Raw genomic sequence first — 24,118 nt, 5'->3', positions numbered from 1 at the left:
CTAGCATATCGTCCCCGCACAACAGGTAGAACGGAAAGCGAAGAGCGGGACGCGTGAGAAAGGATGACCTGGCACTATGAGCAAGGTTCGCTCAGCTCCCGACTTCGTAATTATTTTTGCAACACTTTTTTTATTAGGAATTGGCATCGTGATGGTGTATAGTGCGAGTGCGATAGTCGCGCAAAAAGCGCCATTCAACGACCCTTACTTCTTTGCCAAACGGCAGCTGATTTTTGCGCTGCTCGGTATCACAGCCATGTATGTCACGATGAATATCGATTACTGGGTCTGGAAGCAATGGGCCAAGCCGGGATTCTATGCAAGCATCGGCTTGCTCATTCTCGTATTGATCATAGGGATTGAGGTCAACGGTTCCAAGAGCTGGCTTGGATTTGGCGCGTTCGGTATTCAGCCCGGAGAGTTTGCCAAGCTGGGTGTCGTCGCATTTTTGGCCCGCTGGCTCTCGGACAACCAAAAGCAGATTGTCTTGTTCCGAAAAGGTCTCGTTCCAGCGCTGGCTATCCCGATGGCTTGCTTCGGATTGATCATGCTGCAGCCTGACTTGGGGACAGGTACGGTTTTGACCGGCACTGCGATCGTCATGATTTTTGCAGCTGGTGCAAGAATCAGTCATTTTGCAGCACTTGGGATGGTTGGCGTAGCTGGATTCATCGGGTTGATCCTTTCAGCCCCTTACCGGATCAAGCGGATCACTTCCTTCCTGGATCCTTGGTCCGACCCATTGAATACAGGCTATCAAATCATCCAGTCCCTCTACGCGATTGGACCTGGTGGTCTGCTCGGACTGGGGCTGGGACAAAGCAGACAAAAGCACTTGTACCTCCCTGAGCCTTACAACGATTTCATCTTCTCCATCGTGGCAGAAGAATTGGGCTTTATTGGCGGGACACTGATTCTGCTGCTGTTCCTCTTGCTCTTGTGGAGAGGAATGAGAACAGCCATTACGGCACCAGATTTGTTCGGCAGCTTGCTGGCACTGGGGATCATCGGAATGATCGCCATCCAGGTAATCATCAACATCGGCGTTGTGACAGGGATGTTTCCCGTTACCGGAATTACACTACCATTTTTAAGCTACGGGGGTTCCTCTCTTACGTTGATGCTGACAGGCGTGGGAGTCCTGTTGAACATTTCCCGTTTTTCTAGATAAGGATGTGAGTAGATATGCGCGTCGTCCTAACAGGCGGTGGCACAGGTGGACATATTTATCCGGCGCTTGCGGTGGCGAGGGAGGTTTCTCGCCAAAATCCGCAGGCTGCCTTTTTGTATATCGGTAGTAAGCAAGGGTTGGAAGCCCAGTTGGTTCCGAGGGCTGATATTCCTTTTCAATCTGTCGAAATCAGTGGGCTGAAAAGAAAGCTCAGTCTCGATAATGTGAAAACCGTATGGAAGTTTATCCGCGCGGTTTCAGACGCCAAGCGCATGCTTCGCGAGTTCCAGCCGGATGTCGTCATCGGTACGGGCGGCTACGTCTGCGGGCCGGTCGTTTATGCTGCAGCCAAGCTGGGGATTCCTACACTCGTTCACGAGCAAAACGTGGTTCCCGGATTGACGAACAAATTTTTGTCTCGATCAGCAAGCAAGGTTGCCGTGTCGTTCTCCGAGTCACTCGCCTTCTTTCCTGCTGGGAAAACCGTGCTGACGGGAAATCCTCGCGCGACAGAGGTCATGCATGGGAACGCAGAGGCTGGACGCCGCTTTTTAGGTGTGGATGCCAGCAAAAAAATCGTGCTGATCTTCGGCGGCAGTCGGGGGGCTCGTGCCATCAATGAGGCCGTATTGGCCATGGTCGAGCACATGTCTGCTTTTCCCGATACGCATTTCGTGTATGTGACGGGGGACGTTCATTACGAAAAAATCTCGACTTCCTTGAAGGAAATGGAAAGCCTTCCCGGCAACCTTTCCGTTCTTTCTTTCGTCCACAATATGCCGGATGTTTTGGCAGCGACGCATGTGCTGGTAAGCCGCGCAGGCGCGTCGACACTGGCAGAGGTAACGGCGCTCGGGGTACCTTCGATTCTGATTCCGTCCCCGTACGTGACCAACAACCACCAGGAAAAGAACGCGCGCGGACTTGAACGTGCAGGGGCTGCGCAAGTGATCGTCGAGCGTGACCTGAATGGGCAATCTCTGCTCCAGGCGTTGACAGAGCTCTTGAATAACCAAAAGCGCTGGGAAGAGATGCGAAAAAGCTCCTTGTCACTCGGGATGCCGAAAGCAGCAACAGATATCGTCGAACAACTGCGTTCAATCGCTCGAAAAAAATGAACAGATGGGCGATTGTCACGCCGCTCTGGGCGGGCGCATAGTATGGAGCAAACACGTGATAAGAACTAGGTCCGACCTAGCAAGCATGTGTATCAGGAGGTTCACAGATGAAACAAATCGCAGATGAGCTGTTGCAAGCGGGTATCGACAAAGTGTGGACCGATGAACCTCTCGCCAATCATACGACTTGGCGGATCGGGGGTCCTGCTGACTTGTTAATCCAGCCCAAGGATAAAGACTCCTTGCAGGCAGCTTTGCAAATGATCCATCGTCATGAAATTCCTTGGAGTGTAATCGGGCGCGGTTCCAACCTTCTGGTGAGGGACGGAGGGATACGCGGGGCCGTGCTCAAGGTGGCTGAGGGTTTGAGTCACTGCGAGTTCAGGGGCGAAGAGGTGTGTGTGGGTGCCGGATATTCCATGATCCGCCTGGCGATGGAAACGGGAAAGATGGGATTGACAGGAATGGAGTTCGCGGGAGGAATTCCTGGTACGGTAGGCGGTGCCGTCTACATGAATGCAGGTGCGCACGGATCTGATCTTTCACGTATTCTCATTGATGCCGAGATCCTCTTTGAAGACGGAGAAAGGAGAGTGTTGACCAACGAGGAATTGAGCTTCAGTTATCGGACTTCTCTCTTGCAAAAGAGGAAGGGGATCGTGCTCGAGGCGCGCTTCCAATTGCGCAGGGGCGATCGCAAGGAGATTGCTGCTACGCTCGCTTCGAACAAGGAACGCCGACGTTTGACGCAGCCTTTGCAAATGCCGTGCGCCGGTAGCGTGTTTCGCAATCCTCCGGGAGATCATGCGGGCCGCCTGATCGAAGCGGCTGGGCTGAAGGGCTACAAAATCGGTGGAGCTCAAGTTTCGGAAAAACACTCGAATTTCATTGTCAATTGCGGAGGAGCCACGGCTACCGACGTCCTCACCTTGATCAATTACGTACGGAGCACGATCCAAAGTCAGTTCGGGATTGACATGCATCCGGAAGTCCTGGTGGTGGGCGAGGGGTAACACGGAGGTGAAAGTTTGGAGACTTTTGCGATCGAAGGCGGAAGACCTCTGTCCGGTTCGCTTCGGATCCAAGGAGCTAAGAACGCTGCTCTTCCCATCCTTGCTGCTGCTGTTCTCGCGGAAGGGCAATTCTATATCTATGATGTCCCCCATCTGAAAGATATCAAGGTGATGTTAGAAATCTTGGACTCTCTTGGGGCGAAAACGAAATACGAGGACGGTTGCGTCGATCTGGACACAGCGTCTGTCTCCGTTCCGCTGGTACCGGATCATTTGATGAGTCAGATGCGATCTTCCATTTTTCTGGCTGGCCCTCTCCTGGCGAGGTTGGGGGAAGTCACGATATCCAGACCGGGCGGCTGTGACATCGGGGAGCGCAGAATTGATTTGCATTTATCCGGATTGACAGCGCTCGGAGCGAAAATGGAAGAATCTGAGGGGTACATTACTTTTCGAGCGAAGCAATTGCGCGGAACCAATATCTTTCTATCCTTCCCCAGTGTGGGTGCGACGGAAAACATTATGATGGCAGCGGTTTTGGCAAAAGGAACGACCCGTATCTGCAATGCAGCGAGAGAACCGGAAATCATTGATTTGCAAAACTTCCTGAATGCGATGGGCGCACGGATCCGTGGAGCGGGTACCGATACGATCGAAATCACGGGTGTTCCCAAATTGCGTTCAGTCAGTTATCGAATCATTCCGGATCGAATTGTCACTGGAACCTTTCTATTGGCAGTGGGGGTTGCGCAAGGGCATGTGGAATTGACCAATACCTTGCCGGAGCATCTCACTGCATTGATTGAAGTGGCTCGTAGCTGCGGTGTTGAAATCAAGACCCGCCATGATATAATGGAGATCAAAAGCACAGCGCGTCCACGCGCCTACGACCGGATCATCACTTCGCCGTTTCCGGGATTTCCGACTGATTTACAGGCGCAGCTTATGGTGTTTTTGTCACAGGCCAGGGGAACAAGCGTGATCAAGGAAACGATTTTTGAAGGAAGATTCAAACATGTGAATGAATTGGCGCGAATGGGCGCCTCCATATATGTGGATTTGGGATCGGCGATCATTCGCGGCGTCAACAAGCTGACAGCGACGAATGTGGAGGCGACAGATCTTCGGGCTGGAGCAGCACTGGTTCTTGCAGGTCTTGCTGCAGAAGGGACGACGACTGTGGGTCAGATCCATCATATCGACAGGGGATATGAGCGTCTCGAGCAGCAACTGAGTCAGCTGGGCGCCGGCATATCGCGGGTGTCGGTGTAATCGTTGGGAAAGCTAAGCGGCATAGTGCTATGCCGCTTTCCCTGTTTTGTATCATTACATATATTCCAATCCAATCCAATTATTTCAAGTGATCAGAAATTATCCGCGGGCGACAGCCTAGCATGGATGAGGAAGGATAGGGTCATGGCGGCATACGAGGAACGCATTCCGCAAGTCAAGCAGCAGCGCCCCCGCCGCAGGGGGAACCGCAAATTGGTCTTTCTGCTCGTGCTGTTTTTTTTAATCGTACTCATCATTGTCTTTATACGCTCTCCTTACAGCAAAGTGCAGGAAATACAGGTGTTTGGCAACGACATCTATCCGGCGGAACAGATTATTGCGCAATCTGGCTTGAAGAAGGATATGCAGTTTCTGAATGTTTGGGAGGGCAGTGTTCAAAAAAGCCTGCTTCCACTGGAGGGCATCAAGGAGGTAACGGTCAGCCGATCCTTCCCGGGTGTCATCCAATTGCACGTCAAGGAACAAAAAAGGGTGGCATTCTGGAACGGTCAGGACGGGAGCCGCTACCCGCTTCTGGAGAATGGCTTTGTGCTCAAGGAGATCAATTTTGCTAATCGTGTGGTGGACAGGCCCTTGATCAGCTCGTGGGCATCGCCAGAGCTGCTGCCAAACCTGGCCAAGTCGCTGTCCAAGCTCTCACCATCCGTATTGGGAGAAATATCGGATATCACACTGACACCGACTGTCTACGATAAGCAGCGAGTCACCTTGTTCATGCGTGACGGCAATGAAGTTCGCAGCGTTGTCTACAAGCTGGACAAGATGCTGAACTGGTATCCGGAGATCGTGAAGGAACTGCCAAAAGGGTCAAAAGGGGTCCTGTCTCTGTTTGAGCAGCCTTGGTTTGTACCATACGGGGCTGGGGGTGAAGCTGTTCCACTCCAGCAGACAGAGGATCAATCCCAAAAGCCGCAGTAATCAATAAAGGGGAAAGCAGACCATGAGTCGACGTCGCAAATTTCATCTGTATTTAACTGTCGTGACGTTCTGCACCGGATTTCTGGTCGCGACATCGATTGAGACCACAAAATTGACGCGCAAGGAGCGGTACAACGACCAGTTGTTTCAGCAGGAAACCCAACTCAACGACCGGATTCTGTCAGAAAAAGAGCAAAACAGACATCTGGAAAATCAACTGATTGATCTGCAGCGTCAGGTGGGTAAAGTAGAAGAGGCGATGGCTGAGCGTAAATCGGAAGCCGCGGATACACTCGGTCAGCTTGAAGCGGCGCGTATGCTGGCCGGAGTAGTGGCGGTAGAAGGTCCAGGGATCGTGATTACGATGCAGGACAGCCAGAATGCTGCGAGCAACGCGGACATCGCCAATTACATCGTCCACGAGCAAGATGTCCGTCTGGTGGTAAACGAGCTGCGGGCGGCCGGTGCAGAAGCCATCAGCATCAATGGGCAGAGACTGGTCAGCAACTCTTCCATTCGCTGCGTGGGACCGACGATTATTGTAAATGGAATCAAATCTGCGGCGCCGTTTGTCGTGACAGCCATCGGGGATCCCGGCACGATGGAGAGCGCGTTGAATCTCCCGGGAGGCGTTTTGCACTCCTTACAAGACTTTGTTCAGATTGATGTAGCCAAAAAGGACCACGTTCAGTTGCCTGCATTTGTCGGCGACTCCAAAACCAAACACTCCTAGTTGAAGGATGCGTTTACCCATGTTACAAAAAAGCCGTAAAATCACATTTATTCTTGCCATTATTAGTGCTATCATAGGTGTGATGTTGACCGTACAGCTCAGAAGCAGCCTGCACCCCGTGCACAAGGAGTCTCGAAGTATCGCAGAGCTCCGTACGACCTTGCAGAAGGAGCTGGAGAAGCATAAAAACCTGCTCGCGGATATTTCCAAGTACAATCAGCTGTACTACCAGTACGAAACCTCGCTGAGCGAAGATGAGAGCATCTCCGTCATGAAAGAGGAGCTGGCACGCAATCGCAGGATGGCAGGAATGGTCGCGATGGAGGGTCAGGGCGTCGTACTCGAAGTGGTCGATGCGCAAATTCCCGACGCGCACATTCTGGACGAAAATATGACCGCGCCTGTCGTCAGTGAATATACGATCGACGATGAAGATTTGCGGTGGCTCGTCAACATCTTGTTTGCGAATGGTGCCCAGGCTGTATCGATCAATGGTCATAGGCTGATTTCCACAACCGCCATCCGCAATGTGGGGGAAGTCATTCAGATCGATACCCGAACCATTCAGCCTCCTTACGAGCTGAAAGCCCTGGGAGACCCGGAAGTTTTGCTGTCAGCACTGAAGCTCGAAGGCGTCGAAGAGAACTTCCAGCTCGCAAATAAAAAGGTGGTCGCGGAAAAAAGGGACAAGCTTATGATCTCTGCCAATAACGAACCACGTACCATCCAATATATGAAACCTGTAAAAGAAAAAGGAGATTCGTAACATGTGGCTCCCGCTTTTCGGACTGATTGTCGGTCTCGCTGTCGGCTTTTTGCTGGATTGGCGTGTGCCTCAGGAATATAGCAGCTACCTTTCCATTGCCTTGTTGGCCGGTTTGGATACAATCTTTGGTGGGATTCGTTCGTTCCTGGAGCGTACGTTCAATGTTCGGATTTTCCTTTCCGGATTCTTTTTCAATACGCTCTTTGCGGCCGGTCTTGCTTTTATTGGCGGATTTTTGGGGATCGATCTCTACTTGGCAGCGATCGTCGCGTTCGGTGTGCGCTTGTTCAATAATCTGGCAGTAATTAGGAGGATTGTTCTATCCCGTTGGATTAACCAGCAGGATTAGAATAAAAAATGGGAAGATGGTCATATTTTTACAAAAAATAAAGATGAAAAAAAGGGAATGGTTGTCCTGTGTGGAATAAATTATGCAGGTGTTCTCACTTTAGCAAAATAAAAGTCGTAGCAGGGGAGGTGTCACAGGTTTGGTAAGCAACGAACTCATCGTCAGCCTAGATATTGGAACATCCAAGGTACGCGTAATGATCGGCGAAATCAACAACGGTTCCATCAACATCATCGGCGTCGGCCAATCGCACTCAGAGGGCATTAAAAAGGGCGTGATTGTCGACATCGACCAAACCGTGCATGCCATCCGGGAAGCAGTTGACCATGCAGAGCGCATGGTTGGCGTTTCGATCGAAGAAGTGTATGTCGGTATCACTGGGAATCATATTGAGCTGCATGAAACACAAGGGGTTGTCGCTGTATCCAGCGAAGACCGTGAGATACGAGAAGAAGACATCCAACGCGTTATTCAAGCAGCAAAGGTTGTTGCCATCCCGCCGGACAGAGAAATTATCGAGGTCGTTCCAAAGGAGTATATTGTTGATGGGCAAGGTAGTATAAAAGACCCACGCGGAATGATCGGTGTCCGACTGGAAATGGAAGGAACCATTGTGACCGGTTTGAAAACGGTTGTACATAACATTGTTCGTTGCGCCCAGAGGACGAATCTGCGCGTTGCTGGAATTTTCCTTCAACCGCTTGCGGCCAGTACCGTAGCTCTTTCCAAGGATGACAAAAACATGGGTGTCGTTTTAGTCGACATCGGTGCGGGTTCTACCACGATCGGTGTTTTTGAACAGGGAAAACTGGCAGCTACCACCGTAATCGGCATCGGTGGCGACCACATTACCAGCGACATTTCGCTGGGCTTGCGCACCCATACGGATGTAGCAGATCGAGTAAAGACGAAAAATGGTTGTGCTTTGATCGACGAAGCGTCTGAAGACGTGAAATTCAAAGTCAACCGTATCGGCAGCGATGTCGAAAAGCAGTTTACGCAAGTGGATTTGGCCAGTATCATTGAGCCGCGTGCTGCGGAAATATTCCAACTCGTAGAAGATGCTGTCTACAAAATGGGTTTCCGTGACGAAATCGCGGGAGGCTATGTTTTGACAGGCGGTACGGTTGCGATGCCTGGCATGTTAGAGCTGGCAAAAGAAGAACTGGATGCACCTGTCCGTATCGCCATTCCGGATTATATTGGAGTCAGGGATCCTGCCTACACCACCGGGGTAGGTTTGATTCAATATGCCTTGCAGTTGATGGAGCGCCGTAGCGTTCGCGTGACCCCCTCATTCAAAGGCACCCAGAAACAAACCGTGGCCAAGCCGAAAGACGGCAATGGTTTGATGGAAAAGGTGAAAAACTGGTTCAGTGAGTTTATTTAAAACGTGTAGGTATTTTTAAGCGATCGTTTAAAAACTCCAAAGTGCTGGTCAAAGTGCCTTTGCATCTTGGACTGGGTTTATCGGTAAAACTTTCCGTTAAACACGGTCGCTCATCTGTGAGCATGCCTCGTACGAGGTTTTCTACATGTCGGCTGCTGCTGTAATTATGACGATGGCGAAAAATGGAATGTTTCGTTTTCTGCAAAAGGTGGAAAGAATCAACGAAATGTTGCTTTGTTTTTGCCAAAGGCTGCAAGCAGACACGGAGCTTTCTTATGTTGAATTGGGGAGGACTAGCACTATGCTGGAATTTGATATGGATTTGGAATCCTTTGCGCGAATTAAGGTAATTGGATGCGGGGGCGGCGGAAGCAACGCTGTGAACCGAATGATCGCTGGCGGTGTGCAAGGGGTAGAATTTATCACCTTGAACACAGATGCGCAAGCACTCCAATTGTCCAGTGCGGACATCAAGCTGCAAATCGGTGAAAAATTGACTCGTGGCCTCGGAGCGGGCGCCAACCCTGAAATAGGGAAAAAGGCTGCGGAAGAGAGCCGCGATCTGATTGAAAATGCGCTGCGCGGAGCAGACATGGTATTCGTTACAGCTGGTATGGGCGGAGGTACGGGTACCGGTGCTGCACCGGTAGTGGCGGAAATCGCTAAAGAATTGGGCGCACTGACAGTAGGCGTCGTTACCCGTCCCTTCTCGTTTGAAGGTCGCAAGCGGTCCCAGCACGGTGAAGCCGGGATTGCTGCGCTGAAAGAAAAAGTCGACACGCTGATCGTGATTCCAAATGATCGTTTGCTGGAAATCGTCGATAAAAACACGCCAATGCTCGAAGCGTTCCGTGAGGCGGATAATATCTTGCGTCAAGGTGTTCAAGGGATCTCAGACCTAATTGCTACACCTGGTCTGATCAACCTCGATTTTGCTGACGTAAAAACCATTATGACCGAACGCGGCTCCGCTTTGATGGGGATCGGCATAGGCAGTGGAGAAAACCGTGCAGCAGAAGCTGCTCGTCGTGCCATCTCCAGCCCACTTTTGGAAACCTCGATTGATGGGGCGCGCGGAGTTATTATGAACATTACCGGCGGTACAAACCTGAGTCTGTATGAAGTGAACGAAGCCGCAGACATTGTCTCTTCTGCAGCAGACCCAGATGTAAACATGATTTTCGGTGCCGTCATCAACGAGGATTTGAAAAACGAATTGGTCGTGACTGTGATTGCTACTGGTTTTGATCAAGTGCATAGAACGGAAGCACCGCGCCGTCCGCAGCAGCAAGTCAATCCGTCCAGCAACAGACCGACGCCTGTCTCCAATACGCAGACTAGCCGTGCCAAAGAAGAGGAAGATGACAAGTCTTTCTTCTCTATGAGCAATCTGGACAATCTGGATATTCCAGCGTTCCTGCGTAATCGTCGCCGCAACAAAAAATAGGCTGCCACGACAGACAAAAGACCTTGTCCCTATTAGGGAATGAGGTCTTTTTTTCGTTATGCACTAGGAATGGCTTCCAAGGAAGGAGGGGCCTTCATTTGTTTGTTCAGATTGAAAAAAGAGAGAATGATAGTGAAATAAATCTTCTACAAAAAATCCAAAAATACACCGTCAAGAATTGACAGATTTTACATACACATTGATATATACTGCATTTACTAGGAAGTGCACGTCTTTTGGAAAAGGCGATTATGAGCACGGCGTCCCCCGCGCATCTTCAGTTAGCTAGTTTTCATTTGGCTGGCGATGAGGGAGGGAGCGGGGAGGTGAAAAGCAGATGGTTGTGTATCTTGATATCATTCTACTCCTGAACATGGCTATTGATACCATGTTGCTCTGGTTTACCGCTTATTTTCGAAAAGAACGCGTGGTTTGGTGGAGAATGCTGGTCGCTTCTTTGTTTGGTTGTACGTATTTGGCTTTCTTCTTTTTCCCGGCGTTTTCTTCGATGTATCAGTGGTCGATCAAACTGCTTTTTTCCATTCTCATGCTCTGGATCGCTTTTGGCAACAGAAGACTGCTCGGCTTCACCCAGAACCTGATCATTTTTTACTTTGTCGCATTTGTCTTTGGCGGAGGTGTCTTTGGCCTCCAGTACTTCCTTGCTCCTCGAAATGAAATTGTCCATGGACTGGTCGTGACGCACAACGACGGATTCGGAGTCGGATTCAAGCCGACACTGCTCATTCTCATCGCAGGTTTCGCCATGATCTACTTTCTGGGGAAAAAAAGCTACCGAGCTATTCAGGAGCCCCGTAAGATGGAAGCCTTTCTCGTCGATGTCGTCGTGTCGTTGCAAGGAGAGAAGGTCATCTGTCGAGGGCTTGTGGACACAGGGAATCAGCTGCATGAACCGATCACGCGCATCCCAGTCATGATCATGGAAAGTCGCATGCTGGCACATCTGCTGCCGCCGCCGCTTCTCCGACAAACCGATGACAACGGTGGAGTGTGGGAGAAGCTGGACGGATCCTGGGGAGACCTCCCCATCGAGTGGCAGTCCCGAGTCAGGCTGATTCCGTATCGAAGTGTTTCGCGGGGCATGGATTTTTTACTTGCCATCAAACCCGACCACGTCATCGTCCAGCAAGGCAGTACCCGATATGAGACCCAAAAGGTGCTGATCGGCCTCAACCCTATTCCGTTGGCCGCAGACGGGCAATATCAGGCCATCGTGCATCCAGCAATGATGGAGACCTATTCTCAAGAATCGACCTTAATTCTCGAACAGGAGGGCTAATCATGTACGTAAAACTTCGCCTACAACTCCAATTGACCTGGTATCGTTTCCTGCTATGGATTGGTGCACGCGCTGAAGAAGTCTATTACATTGGCGGGAGTGAAGCCTTGCCTCCGCCTCTCACCAGGGAAGAAGAGGAGGTCCTGTTAGGGCGGCTTCCTTCTGGTGACCCGGCGGTACGCGGGATGCTGATCGAACGCAATTTGCGATTGGTCGTCTACATCGCTCGCAAGTTCGAGAACACGGGGATTAATATCGAGGATCTGGTCAGTATCGGCACGATCGGTTTGATCAAGGCTGTCAACACTTTTGATCCGGACAAAAACATCAAGCTGGCTACGTACGCTTCCCGTTGTATTGAAAACGAGATTCTGATGTACTTGCGCCGCAATAATAAAATTCGTTCAGAAGTGTCGTTTGATGAACCGTTGAATATCGATTGGGATGGCAATGAGCTTCTGCTGTCCGATGTATTGGGAACAGAGAACGACACGATCTATAAAAATATCGAGGACCAGGTGGACCGCAAGCTGCTGAAAAAAGCGCTGGATAAATTGTCCGAACGGGAGCGGATCATCATGGAGCTGCGCTTTGGCCTCGCAGGAGAAGAAGAGAAGACGCAAAAGGATGTCGCTGACCTTTTGGGCATCTCCCAGTCGTACATTTCCCGATTGGAAAAGCGAATTATAAAACGGTTGCGAAAAGAATTCAACAAAATGGTCTAACGCATATTTTCCCATCCGAGGGGGATACTGTTCCTAAACCGAAACAGATGGTGGGTTTTGCCACTTTTGAATCGGCTACGCGTCAGTACGCGGCCTTTCAAGACAACCGGGTTAGGGACTTTTTTCTTGCTTCGAGGAGGGAAAGACGTGACGCGCAATAAGGTAGAGATATGCGGGGTAGATACCTCCAAGCTTCCTGTGCTGACCAACAAAGAAATGAGAGAGCTGTTTGAGCGTTTGCAGAGCGGCGAACTGGCAGCCCGCGAAAAACTGGTCAACGGAAACCTGCGATTGGTCCTGAGCGTCATTCAGCGCTTCAACAATCGTGGAGAGTTCGTAGACGATCTGTTTCAAGTGGGCTGCATCGGATTGATGAAAGCGATCGACAACTTTGATCTCGGTCAAAATGTGAAGTTTTCCACCTATGCGGTGCCGATGATCATTGGTGAGATTCGACGCTATCTGCGTGACAACAATCCCATTCGCGTATCCAGATCCTTGCGGGATATTGCTTACAAGGCCTTGCAGGTGCGTGACAATCTGACTAACAAGCATTCACGCGAACCCACCATTACAGAAATCTCTCAAGAACTAAACGTGGCAAAGGAAGATGTCGTGTTCGCTCTCGATGCGATTCAGGATCCTGTTTCCTTGTTCGAGCCGATCTATCAGGACGGCGGAGACCCGATCTACGTCATGGATCAAATCAGCGACGAAAAGAACAAGGACGTGACATGGGTAGAAGAGATCGCTTTGCGTGAAGGCATGCAGCGTCTGGGCGACAGGGAAAAAATGATCTTGTCGATGCGCTTCTACGAAGGGAAGACCCAGATGGAGGTCGCTGAAGAGATCGGCATTTCACAAGCTCAGGTCTCACGCCTAGAAAAAGCGGCAATCGCCCATATGCAAAAACACGTGCAATCGTAATGCCATATTGATGACATACTCGTCCCGACGGCCCCGTCCGTTCGGGTTTTTTTATGTATTTGCCTCTTTGCAGGCATAGTTGAAGGATCGGCTCAGTTACGATGGAGTCCCAAGAGGTTTTTGGCGGAGAGGGGAAATATTCCATTCTCCACTCATATACTACAAGTAACGGAGAAAAGTAGGTGAGGGAGAATGGTAAAAATCTCTGACTTCCAGACCAAAGAAGTGGTGAACATTTTGGATGGGAAGCGGCTCGGTCAAATTTCCGACCTGGAAATTGATCTGCGCCACGGACGTGTAGAGGCCATTGTCGTACCGGGACCGGGAAAGTTTCTGGGCTTTTTCTCATCTGGGAACGATTTTGTGATTCCATGGCGCAACATTGTAAAAATCGGGAAAGATGTCGTGCTGGTGCGGGTGGAAGAAGCGCTCCGGGTAGATGCAAGGGGCTCCGGCACGGAGAATTACAGAGAGTAGGGAGAGGCAGGCGGTTCAACGATAGGAATTCATTGACTCCGCCACGCCTTGGCGGAGTCAAGTTTTCCCTAAGGCTCCACCAATGCTTGGCGTAGCCAAGTTTTCTAATCATTTCCGCTATGGTATGATAAGCCATAAGAGGAAGGTGACAACATGAAAGAGCCGTTTGTCATGGCCGAGGAGAAGCCATTTTTGCATCTACAGGAGTGGGAAGAAAGATTTCCCGGTTTAGTCGCAGGGTTTACGATTCGCACGGGCGGGGTAAGTGAAATACCGTACGGGTCTTTCAATATGGGGTTGCACGTCGGTGACGATGCAGCGCACGTCGTGACCAATCGCAAGGCGCTGGCAGAGCATTTGCAGCTCCCTTTTGAAGCATGGACATGCGCCGATCAGGTGCACGGGAATCAGGTGTGCCGCGTGGTGGCGAGTGGTGCCGGCAGGGAGAGTCTGGAGAATGTCATCCAGGGGACAGACGGAATGTACACCGAAAAAGCGGAGGTCCTGCTTGCGTCCTTCTACGCTGATTGCGTTCCGTTATTCTTTTTGGATCCTGCTTCCGGGGCGATCGGACTCGCTCATGCAGGATGGAAAGGGACGGTCGGGCGTATTGCCGAGGAAATGGTCAAGGCGTTTGAAACGGAGTACCACGCAAACAGGGATAAGCTGCTCGTCGCAATCGGACCTTCCATTGGCGGCTGCTGCTACGAGGTAGATGAGCGAATCATGGAGCGAGTGCGAGAGAGTGCGAAGCATTGGGAAGGCTCCGTATCCCCATCCGAGAACGGTCGATACATGCTCGACCTGCGCAAATTGAACACGGAAATTTTGCTCGAGGCAGGCATTTCAAAAGCGAATATTGCCACCACGGACTGGTGTACAAGCTGCCGAACCGATTTGTTCTTTTCCCATAGAAAAGAAGCGGGAGCTGCAGGTACTACCGGTCGTATGGCTTCGTTTATAGGATGGAAAAACAGCCACCAGAAAGGGAGAACGTCGTGAGTATGGACATGGAACTGTTAAAAGAACGGATGCAGACCATAGAAAAAAGAATTCAGGCCGCATGTGACCGGGTAAATCGAAAACGCGAAGATGTGAAAATCATTGCGGTGACGAAATACGTGGATGCAGATGCTATCCGTGATTTGCTGGATGCTGGGATTGAACACATCGGGGAGAATCGCGTGCAGGACGGCATTCCCAAGTACGAGCAATGCGGAGAACGAGGGATTTGGCATTTTATCGGTCATTTGCAGACCAACAAGGCGAAAGAAGTTGTAGGACGTTTTCCGTACATTCATTCTCTGGACCGATTGTCCTTGGCGGAAGAGCTGAACAAAAGAGGAGAAGCGTTGAATCAAGTCGTTTCTTGTTTTCTCCAGCTCAATATATCGGGAGAAGAGACAAAATTTGGGCTTAGTCCCAATGATGTATTGGCTTTTTTACGCGAAACCAGTAATATGAAACATATAAAGATCGTGGGATTAATGACGATGGCGCCTGTTGTCGAAAATCAGGAAGAAGCGCGCCCCGTTTTCCGTGGTCTCTATGAGTGGAAAGACCGTATCAATGAATGGGCTTTCCCGCATGCACATGTGGAGGAGTTGTCCATGGGCATGTCGAGTGATTTTGAAGTGGCGATAGAAGAAGGGGCTACATATATCAGACTGGGATCGGTGTTGGTTAAGCCTTGATCGGTGACCTGTCTAGCTGACACAAGCAGCGACGCAAGAGAGGAGGAGAAAGTATGGGAGTTATGAACAAATTGATGGGGTTCTTGGGGCTTGAGAACGAAGAGTACATCGAAGAGACGGTGGAAGAGGAACACGAAGAGCACGATTCGGCGAATAAGAGGCCGGTTCCTAGCAGAGCGAGCAACGTGGTTCCCTTCCAAGCACGGGAAAAGGAGGGGATTCGTTTGATCCTCTGTGAACCCCGTCATTACAGTGATGCACAGGACATTGCCGATAACCTTCGTCACCGCAGGCCAGTGGTTGTGAACCTGCACCGGGTGGAAAAGGATCAGGCAAAGCGGATCATCGACTTTTTAAGCGGGACTGTTTACGCCTTGAATGGTGATATTCAGAAAGTCGGAGATACGATTTTCGTTTGCACGCCTGACCACGTGGACATCCAAGGTACGATTTCCAGTGTCATGGAAGAATAGCGAGCCAACAACGGAAAAAAGGGTGAGGGAATGGGTTACCTGCTGACGATTCTAGATTTTTTGATTACGGTTTATCGGTACATGATTATTGCTTACATACTGATGTCCTGGGTTCCCCAAATGCGGGAGACCGGAATTGGTCAATTGCTGGAACGTTTGGTTGAGCCGTATTTGGCTCCGTTTCGGCGATTCATCCCGACTCTTGGCTTCATCGACATTTCGCCGATTGTCGCCTTGATCGTGTTGCAACTGGCTTATAGCGGGCTGCTTTCCATCTTGTCCAAACTTCTCTAGGCGAGTGAGTATATGAGTATCTACGATCATTTTGGAAAAGAAGAACGTCCCTTTGTTGAACGGGCGCTGGAAATGCTGACGCTGGTAGAGCGCAAGCAGGCCATGCGCCTTACTGATTTTCTGGATCCGCGACAGGTCAATATCTTTCAAAGCCTTGCCTCCCAAGTGCAGGATGTCTCCGTCACAGCATACGGCGGCTACGATGGTGCCGAACGTGTCAGGGTCATCCTCCATCCGGACTACATGAGTGTCGAACCTGATGATTTTCGATTAGCCTTGCTGCATATCCAGGCAGACCAGCGCTTCCACGTGCTAGAGCACCGCGATGTGATGGGAGCGATGCTTGGCGCAGGGATGAAGCGGGAAAAATTCGGGGACATGCTTACCGACACGGAGGGCTGCTATGCAATCGTGGAAGAGGAAGTAGCCGATTTCGTATGCGCGCAGGTCACGCAAATCCATCGGACGTCTGTTCAATTCGACCGAGTTCCTTGGGAGGCATTTTCCCCGCCAGCTCCGCGATTTGCCGAAAAAACGATCACGGTGCCGTCGCCCAGACTGGATGCCATCATCGGTGAGGTGCACAATCTGTCGCGGGCAAAAGCATTGGTCCCCATTCGTGGGGGAAAAGTAAAAGTGAACTGGAAAGTCATCGATGATCCTTCCCATCAGCTGCAGGCAGGCGATATGGTTTCGATGGCCGGATTTGGACGCTTTAAAGTCCTGGAAGTTCCCGGTCAAACTCGCAGTGGACGTCTCCGCATGATCGTGGGCCTGGTCACATAAGATGTAGCAGAGCACAAAAATTTGCAAAATACGGCAGGAACTACAGCTGATCCTGTCGAAAATACAAGTAATGATTATCGGGAAAAGTGGGGGGTTCATGTGCCTTTAACGCCATTGGATATACACAATAAAGAATTCAGTACGGGCTTTCGCGGATACAACATTGACGAAGTAAATGAATTTTTGGATCAGGTCATTAAGGATTTTGAACTCCTTATTAAAGAAAAGAAGGAAATGGAAGAACGCATCGCTCTCCTCAATGAGCGTGTGGATCATTATAAGAGTCTGGAAGAAAACTTGAGCAAATCCATTCTGGTTGCGCAAGAGACGGCAGAAGATGTCAAATCCAATGCCCGTAAAGAAGCGCAGCTGATTTTGAAAGAAGCAGAAAAGAACGCCGATCGTATCGTAAATGAAGCATTGGCCAAATCCCGCAAGATCGCGATCGAAATCGAAGAATTGAAAAAACGTGCTTCCGTCTACCGCATGCGTTTCCGTACATTGCTGGAAGCGCAGCTGGAAATGCTTGAGAATGGGGCATGGGACGATATCGAACAAGCAGATTCTGCTGTTGCCGTTGAATAAAACATTGACGTTCTGTTGATGATGGTACTATAATGAAAAACAACTTTGTCACAAAAACGAATAATTCATAGACGATGATCGGGACGAGTATGTGAGGAAGCACTGCCAAGCGAGTCGGGATTAGGTGAGAGCCCGTCGAGTTGCCCACACAGAAAATCACCCGGGAGTTCAATAGCTGAAATCTTGCCAGGTAAAAGAATGCAAGGGAGTAAGTGAGCGCGTCATTCCCGTTACGAATGAGACAAGTGGAACGATTCTAGACAATCGTTCAATCTGGGTGGTACCACGGGAGCCTTCTCTCGTCCCTTTTCGGGATGAGCGAAGGCTTTTCTTTTATTTTCACCAAAAGCTTGGGGCAACCCAGTTTATTACTTATAGGAGTGAATGAAGCCATGGATTACAGCAAAACCTTATCGCTGCCAAAAACCGATTTCCCAATGCGCGGCAACCTGCCGAACCGGGAGCCACAAATGCAGTCAGCTTGGGAAGAGATGGATGTTTACAAACAGGTTCAGGAACGGACACAAGGGCGTCCTTCTTTTGTCTTGCATGATGGCCCTCCTTATGCAAACGGAGATATCCATATCGGTCATGCCTTGAATAAAATCCTCAAGGACTTTATCGTTCGCTATAAATCGATGGCTGGCTTCTACGCCCCGTACATTCCAGGCTGGGATACCCATGGCCTGCCGATTGAACAAGCGATTGTCAACGCACAAGGACTGGATCGACGCAGCATCGAGGTGAACGACTTCCGCAAGCGCTGTGAGGAGTATGCATGGTCCTACATCGACAAGCAGCGTGAACAATTCAAGCGTCTGGGAATTCGCGGTGATTGGGAAAACCCTTATGTGACGCTGTTGCCTGAATACGAAGCAAACCAAATCCGCGTGTTTGGAGAAATGGCGAAGAAAGGCTACATTTACAAAGGCCTTCGCTGCGTGTACTGGTCGCCATCATCTGAGACCGCTCTCGCTGACGCGGAAATCGAGTACAAAGACAAGCGTTCCCCTTCCATTTATGTGAGCTTCCAAGTCGTGGATGGAAAAGGACAACTGGATAACGAAACAGGGGTAGTGATCTGGACGACCACGCCTTGGACCATTCCGGCCAACCTGGCGATTACCCTGCACCCTGAGCTGGAATATAGCGTCGTAAAAGCAGATGGTCGTAAATTCCTGGTAGCGAGTGGCCTCATCGAAGCAGCGAGCAAAGAAATCGGTTGGGAGAGCGTGGAGGTTCTCTCCACTCATAAAGGTCAAGAACTTGAGGGCGTTGTGACGCAGCACCCGATCTACGACCGCACTTCTCCGCTGATTTTGGGTGAGCATGTGACGCTCGACGCCGGTACGGGATGCGTTCATACTGCACCTGGACACGGGGAAGATGACTTTAATGTAGGGCAAAAATACAATCTGGGCGTGCTTTGCCCGGTTGACCATGAAGGCAAAATGACAAGCGAAGCCCCAGGCTTCGAAGGTCTGTTCTATGAAGATGCAAACAAAGTCGTCACCGAAAAGCTGAAGGAAAAAGACGCATTGCTCAAGCTCAGCTTTTTCACGCACTCCTATCCGCATGACTGGCGGACGAAAAAGCCAGTGATATACCGTGCGACAGAGCAATGGTTCGCATCCATCGACGGATTCCGCGAGCAAATGCTGGAAGCCATCAAACAAGTCAAATGGATTCCACATTGGGGAGAAACCCGTCTGGCCAACATGATCGCGGATCGCGGAGACTGGTGCATTTCCCGTCAGCGTGTATGGGGCGTTCCGATCCCGATCTTCTATTGCAAATCCTGCAATGAGCCGATCATCAACGACACGACGATCAACCATATCGCAGACTTGTTCCGTAAAGAAGGCTCCTCCGTCTGGTTCGCACGCGAAGCGAATGAACTGGTGCCAGAGGGTCTGTCTTGCAGCAAATGCGATTGCAAAGACTTCCGCAAAGAAACAGACATCATGGACGTTTGGTTTGACTCCGGTTCCAGCCATGTAGCTGTGCTGAAAGAACGCGGCATCAGCTGGCCAGCAGATCTGTATCTGGAAGGCTCTGACCAATACCGCGGTTGGTTCAACTCTTCGTTGTCCACCAGCGTTGCAGTCTATGGCACCGCACCATACAAAGGCGTCTTGAGCCACGGTTTTACGCTCGATGGCGAAGGTCGCAAAATGTCCAAGTCGCTCGGAAATACCATCGTGCCGCAAGAAGTCATCAACAATCTGGGTGCTGACATTTTGCGCCTGTGGGTTGCTTCTGTTGATTACCAAGCAGATCAGCGGATCTCGGATGCGATCCTCAGCCAAATCGCTGAGGTTTACCGCAAAATCCGCAACACCTTCCGCTTCTTGCTGGGTAACCTGGATGGATTTGATCCTGCAAAAGATCGCGTGGCTTACAGTGAACTCGGTGAGCTGGACCGCTATGTGCTTGCAAAAGCAGCGAAAATGGTGAAACGCGTACGCAAAGCGTATGATGACTACCAATTCCATACCGTTTTCCATTCTGTGCGCAATTTCTGCGTGATCGATTTGTCCGCATTCTACCTGGACATTTGTAAAGATCGCCTGTACGTGGAGGCACCGGATAGCCTGAAGCGTCGCGGGGCCCAAACGGTCATGTACGATTGCCTCCTGAACCTGGTGAAGCTGGTAGCGCCGCTCTTGCCACATACAGCAGACGAAGTATGGGGCTTCATCCCAGGCGTGGAAGAGAAGAGTGTTCAGCTGACTGATATGCCGGAAGCAAACGAAGAGCACTTGAGCATTTCTGTAGAAGAAGAAAGCAAATGGGATGCGTTCCTCTCCGTTCGCGATGAAGTATTGAAAGCAATGGAGGAAGCTCGCCGCAACAAAGTCTTCGGTAACTCTGTGGATGCGAAGCTGGCTCTGTATCCGCAAACAGAAGAAGTGGCGAAAACATTGGCTGCCATGGACGATCTGGCTGACCTGTTCATCGTGGCGGATGTCGAGCTTCACCCGCAAGGAACAGCAGCACCGGCAGACGCAACTCAGCTGGAGGGCATCGCTGCAGTGGTATCCGCTGCCGATGGTGTCAAATGCGAACGCTGCCGTGTCGTCAAGCTCGATGTAGGTTCCCGCCCTTCCTTGCCGACCATTTGCGGCCGCTGCGCGGATATCGTGGAAAAACATTACGCGCACGTAGGGGAATAAAAAGATAGAAAATCAGTGATGGAAGACCTGTCAACCCGAATAGGGATGGCAGGTTTTTTCTTTGCCCGCAGTCAGGAAAGACTTGGGGACGCCCGCGAAATCGGTTATTTCGGCACACGCCAAGACATACTACCCTGTGAGGAAACCAAACAAAAGGTGGTGTCTGGCGTGGACCAAGACAAGCTGGCACTTTTTCGAGTGAAGCTGCTGGAGCATAAAAAAGAATTGGAAGATCGCGTGCAGGACCATTACGGCATGAGAGAACCGATGACGACTTCCCTGCAGGAATTCGCCATGTACGATAACCATCCCGCCGACATTGGGAGCGAATTGTTCGAGCGGGAAAAAGATTTGGCTCTGGACAGTCTGGACAGAGAGACACTGAAGGAAATCGATCAGGCCCTGACGCGAATGGACGAAGGGAATTATGGAAAATGCACGGTTTGCGGTGAAGACATTCCAGAGGAGAGACTGGAGGCTCTGCCCCAGACTCAGACCTGCAAAGAACATGCACCTGCACCAATCATTAATGAATCTCGTCCGATTGAGGAAGAATTTTTGATGCCACCGTTTGGCCGGACCTCCCTCGATGAAAAGGAAGGACAGAATGGCTTTGACGGTGAAGACGCTTGGCAAATTGTCGAGGCATGGGGAACGTCCAGTACGCCGTTTTCCTTCGTAGACAACGACAAGACCGACTACAAGGAAATGTACATCGAAAGCGATGAGCCTGATGGCTTCGTGCAAGCCGTAGAAGAAATCGGGTACACAGGCATTGACGGGTATCACGGACCGGAAAGTGTGAATTTCATGCGCAGCGGGACGTATGAAGAGTACATGAGAAAAGGTGAAGGAAAAGGCAATTATCTCAATTACGACGATTACGAGGAAGAGCGTGCCGCACGGGAAGGGCGCGATGATCTCATGTAGCGGGGGAGCGCAGGATGGAAATCGAACGCGTGGAAACATATCCATTGCTTCATAAGCTTTCAGAAGCCTATGGGGATGCGAATGGATATAAACGTTACCGAACCTCCTATTTAATCCGATTGATCACCCGATCAGGTATGGATGGGTGGGGAGAGATCGTGGATTGGCTCCCCACACTCGATAAAGGCTTTCGGGAGCGTATCATCCCATATTTGCTCGGGAAAAAAGCAACTGACCGATTGAGCATTGTCGATGTCATTGGGAAATGGCATCAACGTGCTGCTGCTGGAGTGAGCATGGCATTGACCGAAATTCTTGCCAAGCATGCAGGTTTATCGGTATGTGATCTGTGGGGGGGCAAATTTCATCAGGAGATCCCCGTTTACGCCTCTTTTCAATCCTATTGGGAACGCGATGACTGGATGGACCGTTCGATTCATCTGGTGAGTGAGCAGATCCGGGCAGGGCACGTTCAAATCAAAGTGAAAATTGGCGGAAGATCCATCATGGAGGATCAGAAGCATATCGATCGGCTGATGAGCACGATTCCGAAAGAGGTCCTGGTCGCACTGGACGCAAACCAGAGCTACGATCACTCCCATGCTCGCTTTTGGGACCGCGTGTTTACCCGCTATCCCAACTGGCTGTGGCTGGAGGAGCCAATGCCGCTCGATCGGACGCAAGAGTACGTCAAACTGCGGGCTGCCATCCATATCCCTATAGCAGGAGGAGAAAATCTGGTTCATTGCGATCAATTTTTGCCGCTCTACCAAACAGGGGCGCTCGATATTGCTCAGCCGGATTTGCTGCACACGGACGGGATCGATGCTTACAGGACCCATTTGCAGGTCGCCCGGCAGTTCGGCTTCCGTGTATCTCCCCACTCGTTTGATGGAGGGCTGGCCCGACTGTACACTCTCTTTGCCCAAGCTTGTTTGCCGGCTTGGTCCAAGATGGACTCAGATCCCATCGAGCCAGTCGAATGGGATGCGATGGAGAATCCCTTTACTCAACTGTTTCCTCTGCAACCCGTGAACGGAAAGATAACGATCCCATCCGGAGTGGGAATCGGCATTGAACCGGACTGGGACATGATCAACGCGATGCGCTGGGATGGCAGCGCATACGTGTAAAAGAAGGAGTCTCGTATGGCGCAAAATGCGAAAAACCTCATTGGACTGACTGGGATACCGCTCGTCATGGTGTTAGGCAATTCCATGCTAATCCCTGTTTTGCCGACAATGAAAGCCAAAATGGATCTCACTTCTCTGCAAACCAGCTTTCTCATTACGGCCTTTTCCATCGCAGCAGGCATCGTCATTCCGTTGGCCGGGTATTTGTCAGACCGGTTTGGCCGCAAGATTGTCATTATCTTTTCACTCGTCATCTATGGGCTTGGAGGGCTGGTGGCAGGTCTCGCCGCCTTGTGGTGGGATAACCCATACTCCATCATCATGATTGGACGTGTGCTGCAGGGGATAGGAGCGGCAGGTACGGCACCGATTGCCATGGCACTGGCGGGAGATTTGTTCAATGGAGCCTCGGAGAGCAAAGCGCTCGGGCTGATGGAAACGTCGAATGGATTGGGAAAAGTGCTCAGCCCCATTTTTGGCTCCCTGCTTGCACTGATTTCCTGGTACATGGTGTTTCTGGCATTTCCGATCATATGCGCAGTCGTTTTGCTTCTGTTTTTGTTTTTGACCAAAGAAAAGAAGCAGGAGAAAAAGCCGATGCCGGTGGGACAGTATTTGCATTCCATCGGACAGGTATTCAAGCAGCACGGCAAGTGGCTCATTCCCGCTTTTTTTATCGGAAGCATTTGCTTGTTTACCCTGTTTGGGGTCCTGTTCTATCTGTCCGATTTACTGGAAGAAAAGTATAAGATCGACGGGGTGATCAAAGGGGGCTTTCTCGCCATTCCACTCCTCGTCATGAGCATCACAGCGTACGTAACGGGATTGATCATCAAGAAAAAGCTGGGGCTCATGCGCTGGTTCGTGATCATCGGCATGTTCATGCTGGGGGCTTCCTACATTTTGGCCAGCTTTGTAAAAGGAGCGTACGCTCTGATCGGTATCCTGGTCATCGGAAGCTTGGGTACGGGGCTGATCCTGCCCTGCTTGAACAGCATGATCGTGGGAGCTGTGCAAAAGCAAGAGCGGGGAATGATCACGTCGCTGTATAGTGGCGTGCGTTTCATCGGCGTTGCGATCGGTCCGCCCATTTTCACCTGGCTTCTCAGTATTTCCCGTACGGTCATGTTCAGCACCATTGCGGGATTGTCCCTCGTGTTTGCCATCGTGGCTATCTTTTTCCTGAAGCCGAAGCAAGCACAGCAGCAAACGGAGGGAGCTGGTGTGCAAAATCAAAAGGATCAAGAGACAAAGGCTTGGAGGCAAATCTCCGAGGTGCTTGGGATCGAGCCGCAAACCCCTGAGGAAAAAAGAAAAGAGGGCGCCGTGGAGAGATACGGCTTCGACCCTGATGATCTGATTAAACGGATCCTGTCGGGCAAGAAGGAGAAGGAAAAAAATTAGCAGGCACCCCCCGATC

At 50.7% G+C, this 24,118-nt stretch carries 24 protein-coding genes and 1 other annotated feature; all 24 genes read left to right on the top strand.

The genetic code is table 11. The annotated features are described in order from the left end of the window. The first annotated feature begins 76 nt into the window (after positions 1–76). The 24 genes from spoVE (at position 77) to JNE38_RS19355 (ending at position 24,102) form a co-directional block, all read left to right on the top strand. Entirely contained in the window at positions 77–1,171 is a 1,095-nt protein-coding gene (spoVE, locus tag JNE38_RS19470; RefSeq protein WP_203255267.1) for a stage V sporulation protein E, read from the top strand. A 14-nt stretch (positions 1,172–1,185) separates the two neighbouring features. Continuing rightward, on the top strand, positions 1,186–2,289 hold the full coding sequence (gene murG / locus JNE38_RS19465) for an undecaprenyldiphospho-muramoylpentapeptide beta-N-acetylglucosaminyltransferase (protein WP_203255266.1): 1,104 nt from the start codon (positions 1,186–1,188) through the stop codon (positions 2,287–2,289). 107 nt (positions 2,290–2,396) lie between these two features. Beyond that, the gene (murB, locus tag JNE38_RS19460; RefSeq protein ID WP_203255265.1) at positions 2,397–3,302 is read left to right on the top strand and encodes a UDP-N-acetylmuramate dehydrogenase; all 906 of its coding nucleotides are present in this window, start codon (positions 2,397–2,399) and stop codon (positions 3,300–3,302) included. A 15-nt stretch (positions 3,303–3,317) separates the two neighbouring features. Beyond that, the gene (gene murA / locus JNE38_RS19455; RefSeq protein ID WP_203255264.1) at positions 3,318–4,574 is read left to right on the top strand and encodes a UDP-N-acetylglucosamine 1-carboxyvinyltransferase; all 1,257 of its coding nucleotides are present in this window, start codon (positions 3,318–3,320) and stop codon (positions 4,572–4,574) included. A gap of 144 nt (positions 4,575–4,718) precedes the next feature. After that, positions 4,719–5,513 (top strand): cell division protein FtsQ/DivIB, encoded by a 795-nt coding sequence (locus tag JNE38_RS19450; protein ID WP_203255263.1) that lies wholly within the window; start codon positions 4,719–4,721, stop codon positions 5,511–5,513. A gap of 22 nt (positions 5,514–5,535) precedes the next feature. After that, entirely contained in the window at positions 5,536–6,246 is a 711-nt protein-coding gene (locus tag JNE38_RS19445; RefSeq protein ID WP_203255262.1) for a DUF881 domain-containing protein, read from the top strand. A 19-nt stretch (positions 6,247–6,265) separates the two neighbouring features. After that, positions 6,266–7,012: a DUF881 domain-containing protein gene (locus JNE38_RS19440; protein ID WP_203255261.1), complete on the top strand. Its 747-nt coding sequence runs from the start codon at positions 6,266–6,268 to the stop codon at positions 7,010–7,012. Position 7,013: 1 nt separating this feature from the next. Further along, positions 7,014–7,361 (top strand): small basic family protein, encoded by a 348-nt coding sequence (locus tag JNE38_RS19435; protein WP_055746719.1) that lies wholly within the window; start codon positions 7,014–7,016, stop codon positions 7,359–7,361. Positions 7,362–7,500: 139 nt separating this feature from the next. Next, the gene (gene ftsA, locus JNE38_RS19430) at positions 7,501–8,751 is read left to right on the top strand and encodes a cell division protein FtsA (protein WP_203255260.1); all 1,251 of its coding nucleotides are present in this window, start codon (positions 7,501–7,503) and stop codon (positions 8,749–8,751) included. A gap of 301 nt (positions 8,752–9,052) precedes the next feature. Then, a complete protein-coding gene (ftsZ, locus tag JNE38_RS19425) occupies positions 9,053–10,198 on the top strand; it encodes a cell division protein FtsZ (RefSeq protein WP_203255259.1) in 1,146 nt (381 codons plus the stop codon). A gap of 337 nt (positions 10,199–10,535) precedes the next feature. After that, complete coding sequence (gene spoIIGA / locus JNE38_RS19420) at positions 10,536–11,498, top strand: sigma-E processing peptidase SpoIIGA (RefSeq protein ID WP_203255258.1); 963 nt, start codon at positions 10,536–10,538, stop codon at positions 11,496–11,498. Positions 11,499–11,500: 2 nt separating this feature from the next. Beyond that, positions 11,501–12,223 (top strand): RNA polymerase sporulation sigma factor SigE, encoded by a 723-nt coding sequence (gene sigE / locus JNE38_RS19415; protein WP_055746723.1) that lies wholly within the window; start codon positions 11,501–11,503, stop codon positions 12,221–12,223. Positions 12,224–12,370: 147 nt separating this feature from the next. After that, positions 12,371–13,150, top strand: a complete 780-nt coding sequence (gene sigG, locus JNE38_RS19410; protein WP_055746724.1) for an RNA polymerase sporulation sigma factor SigG — start codon at positions 12,371–12,373, stop codon at positions 13,148–13,150. A 192-nt stretch (positions 13,151–13,342) separates the two neighbouring features. Continuing rightward, positions 13,343–13,627: a YlmC/YmxH family sporulation protein gene (locus JNE38_RS19405; protein ID WP_203255257.1), complete on the top strand. Its 285-nt coding sequence runs from the start codon at positions 13,343–13,345 to the stop codon at positions 13,625–13,627. A gap of 153 nt (positions 13,628–13,780) precedes the next feature. Next, positions 13,781–14,629 (top strand): peptidoglycan editing factor PgeF, encoded by an 849-nt coding sequence (gene pgeF / locus JNE38_RS19400; RefSeq protein ID WP_203255256.1) that lies wholly within the window; start codon positions 13,781–13,783, stop codon positions 14,627–14,629. Positions 14,630–14,631: 2 nt separating this feature from the next. Next, the gene (locus tag JNE38_RS19395; RefSeq protein WP_428993733.1) at positions 14,632–15,321 is read left to right on the top strand and encodes a YggS family pyridoxal phosphate-dependent enzyme; all 690 of its coding nucleotides are present in this window, start codon (positions 14,632–14,634) and stop codon (positions 15,319–15,321) included. Between the two features lie 53 nt (positions 15,322–15,374). Continuing rightward, complete coding sequence (locus tag JNE38_RS19390) at positions 15,375–15,794, top strand: cell division protein SepF (RefSeq protein ID WP_203255254.1); 420 nt, start codon at positions 15,375–15,377, stop codon at positions 15,792–15,794. 30 nt (positions 15,795–15,824) lie between these two features. After that, the gene (locus JNE38_RS19385) at positions 15,825–16,088 is read left to right on the top strand and encodes a YggT family protein (RefSeq protein WP_203255253.1); all 264 of its coding nucleotides are present in this window, start codon (positions 15,825–15,827) and stop codon (positions 16,086–16,088) included. 12 nt (positions 16,089–16,100) lie between these two features. Further along, complete coding sequence (locus JNE38_RS19380) at positions 16,101–16,874, top strand: YlmH family RNA-binding protein (protein ID WP_203255252.1); 774 nt, start codon at positions 16,101–16,103, stop codon at positions 16,872–16,874. Between the two features lie 99 nt (positions 16,875–16,973). Beyond that, complete coding sequence (locus JNE38_RS19375) at positions 16,974–17,459, top strand: DivIVA domain-containing protein (RefSeq protein WP_203255251.1); 486 nt, start codon at positions 16,974–16,976, stop codon at positions 17,457–17,459. Between the two features lie 65 nt (positions 17,460–17,524). Further along, positions 17,525–17,769 (top strand) — a binding site (T-box leader). A gap of 82 nt (positions 17,770–17,851) precedes the next feature. Further along, positions 17,852–20,635 carry an isoleucine--tRNA ligase gene (ileS, locus tag JNE38_RS19370; RefSeq protein WP_203255250.1) on the top strand — a complete coding sequence of 928 codons (2,784 nt, stop codon included), beginning with the start codon at positions 17,852–17,854 and terminating at the stop codon, positions 20,633–20,635. 168 nt (positions 20,636–20,803) lie between these two features. Continuing rightward, positions 20,804–21,565 carry a TraR/DksA C4-type zinc finger protein gene (locus JNE38_RS19365; RefSeq protein WP_203255249.1) on the top strand — a complete coding sequence of 254 codons (762 nt, stop codon included), beginning with the start codon at positions 20,804–20,806 and terminating at the stop codon, positions 21,563–21,565. A gap of 14 nt (positions 21,566–21,579) precedes the next feature. Further along, complete coding sequence (locus tag JNE38_RS19360) at positions 21,580–22,698, top strand: mandelate racemase/muconate lactonizing enzyme family protein (RefSeq protein ID WP_203255248.1); 1,119 nt, start codon at positions 21,580–21,582, stop codon at positions 22,696–22,698. A 15-nt stretch (positions 22,699–22,713) separates the two neighbouring features. Further along, a complete protein-coding gene (locus tag JNE38_RS19355; protein ID WP_203255247.1) occupies positions 22,714–24,102 on the top strand; it encodes an MFS transporter in 1,389 nt (462 codons plus the stop codon). Positions 24,103–24,118: the final 16 nt, after the last annotated feature.

Source organism: Brevibacillus choshinensis (genome assembly GCF_016811915.1).
Classification (GTDB): Bacteria; Bacillota; Bacilli; order Brevibacillales; family Brevibacillaceae; genus Brevibacillus; species Brevibacillus choshinensis_A.
The sequence above is the reverse complement of the archived record's forward strand: the minus strand, read 5'-3'. Positions and strand labels throughout refer to the sequence as shown.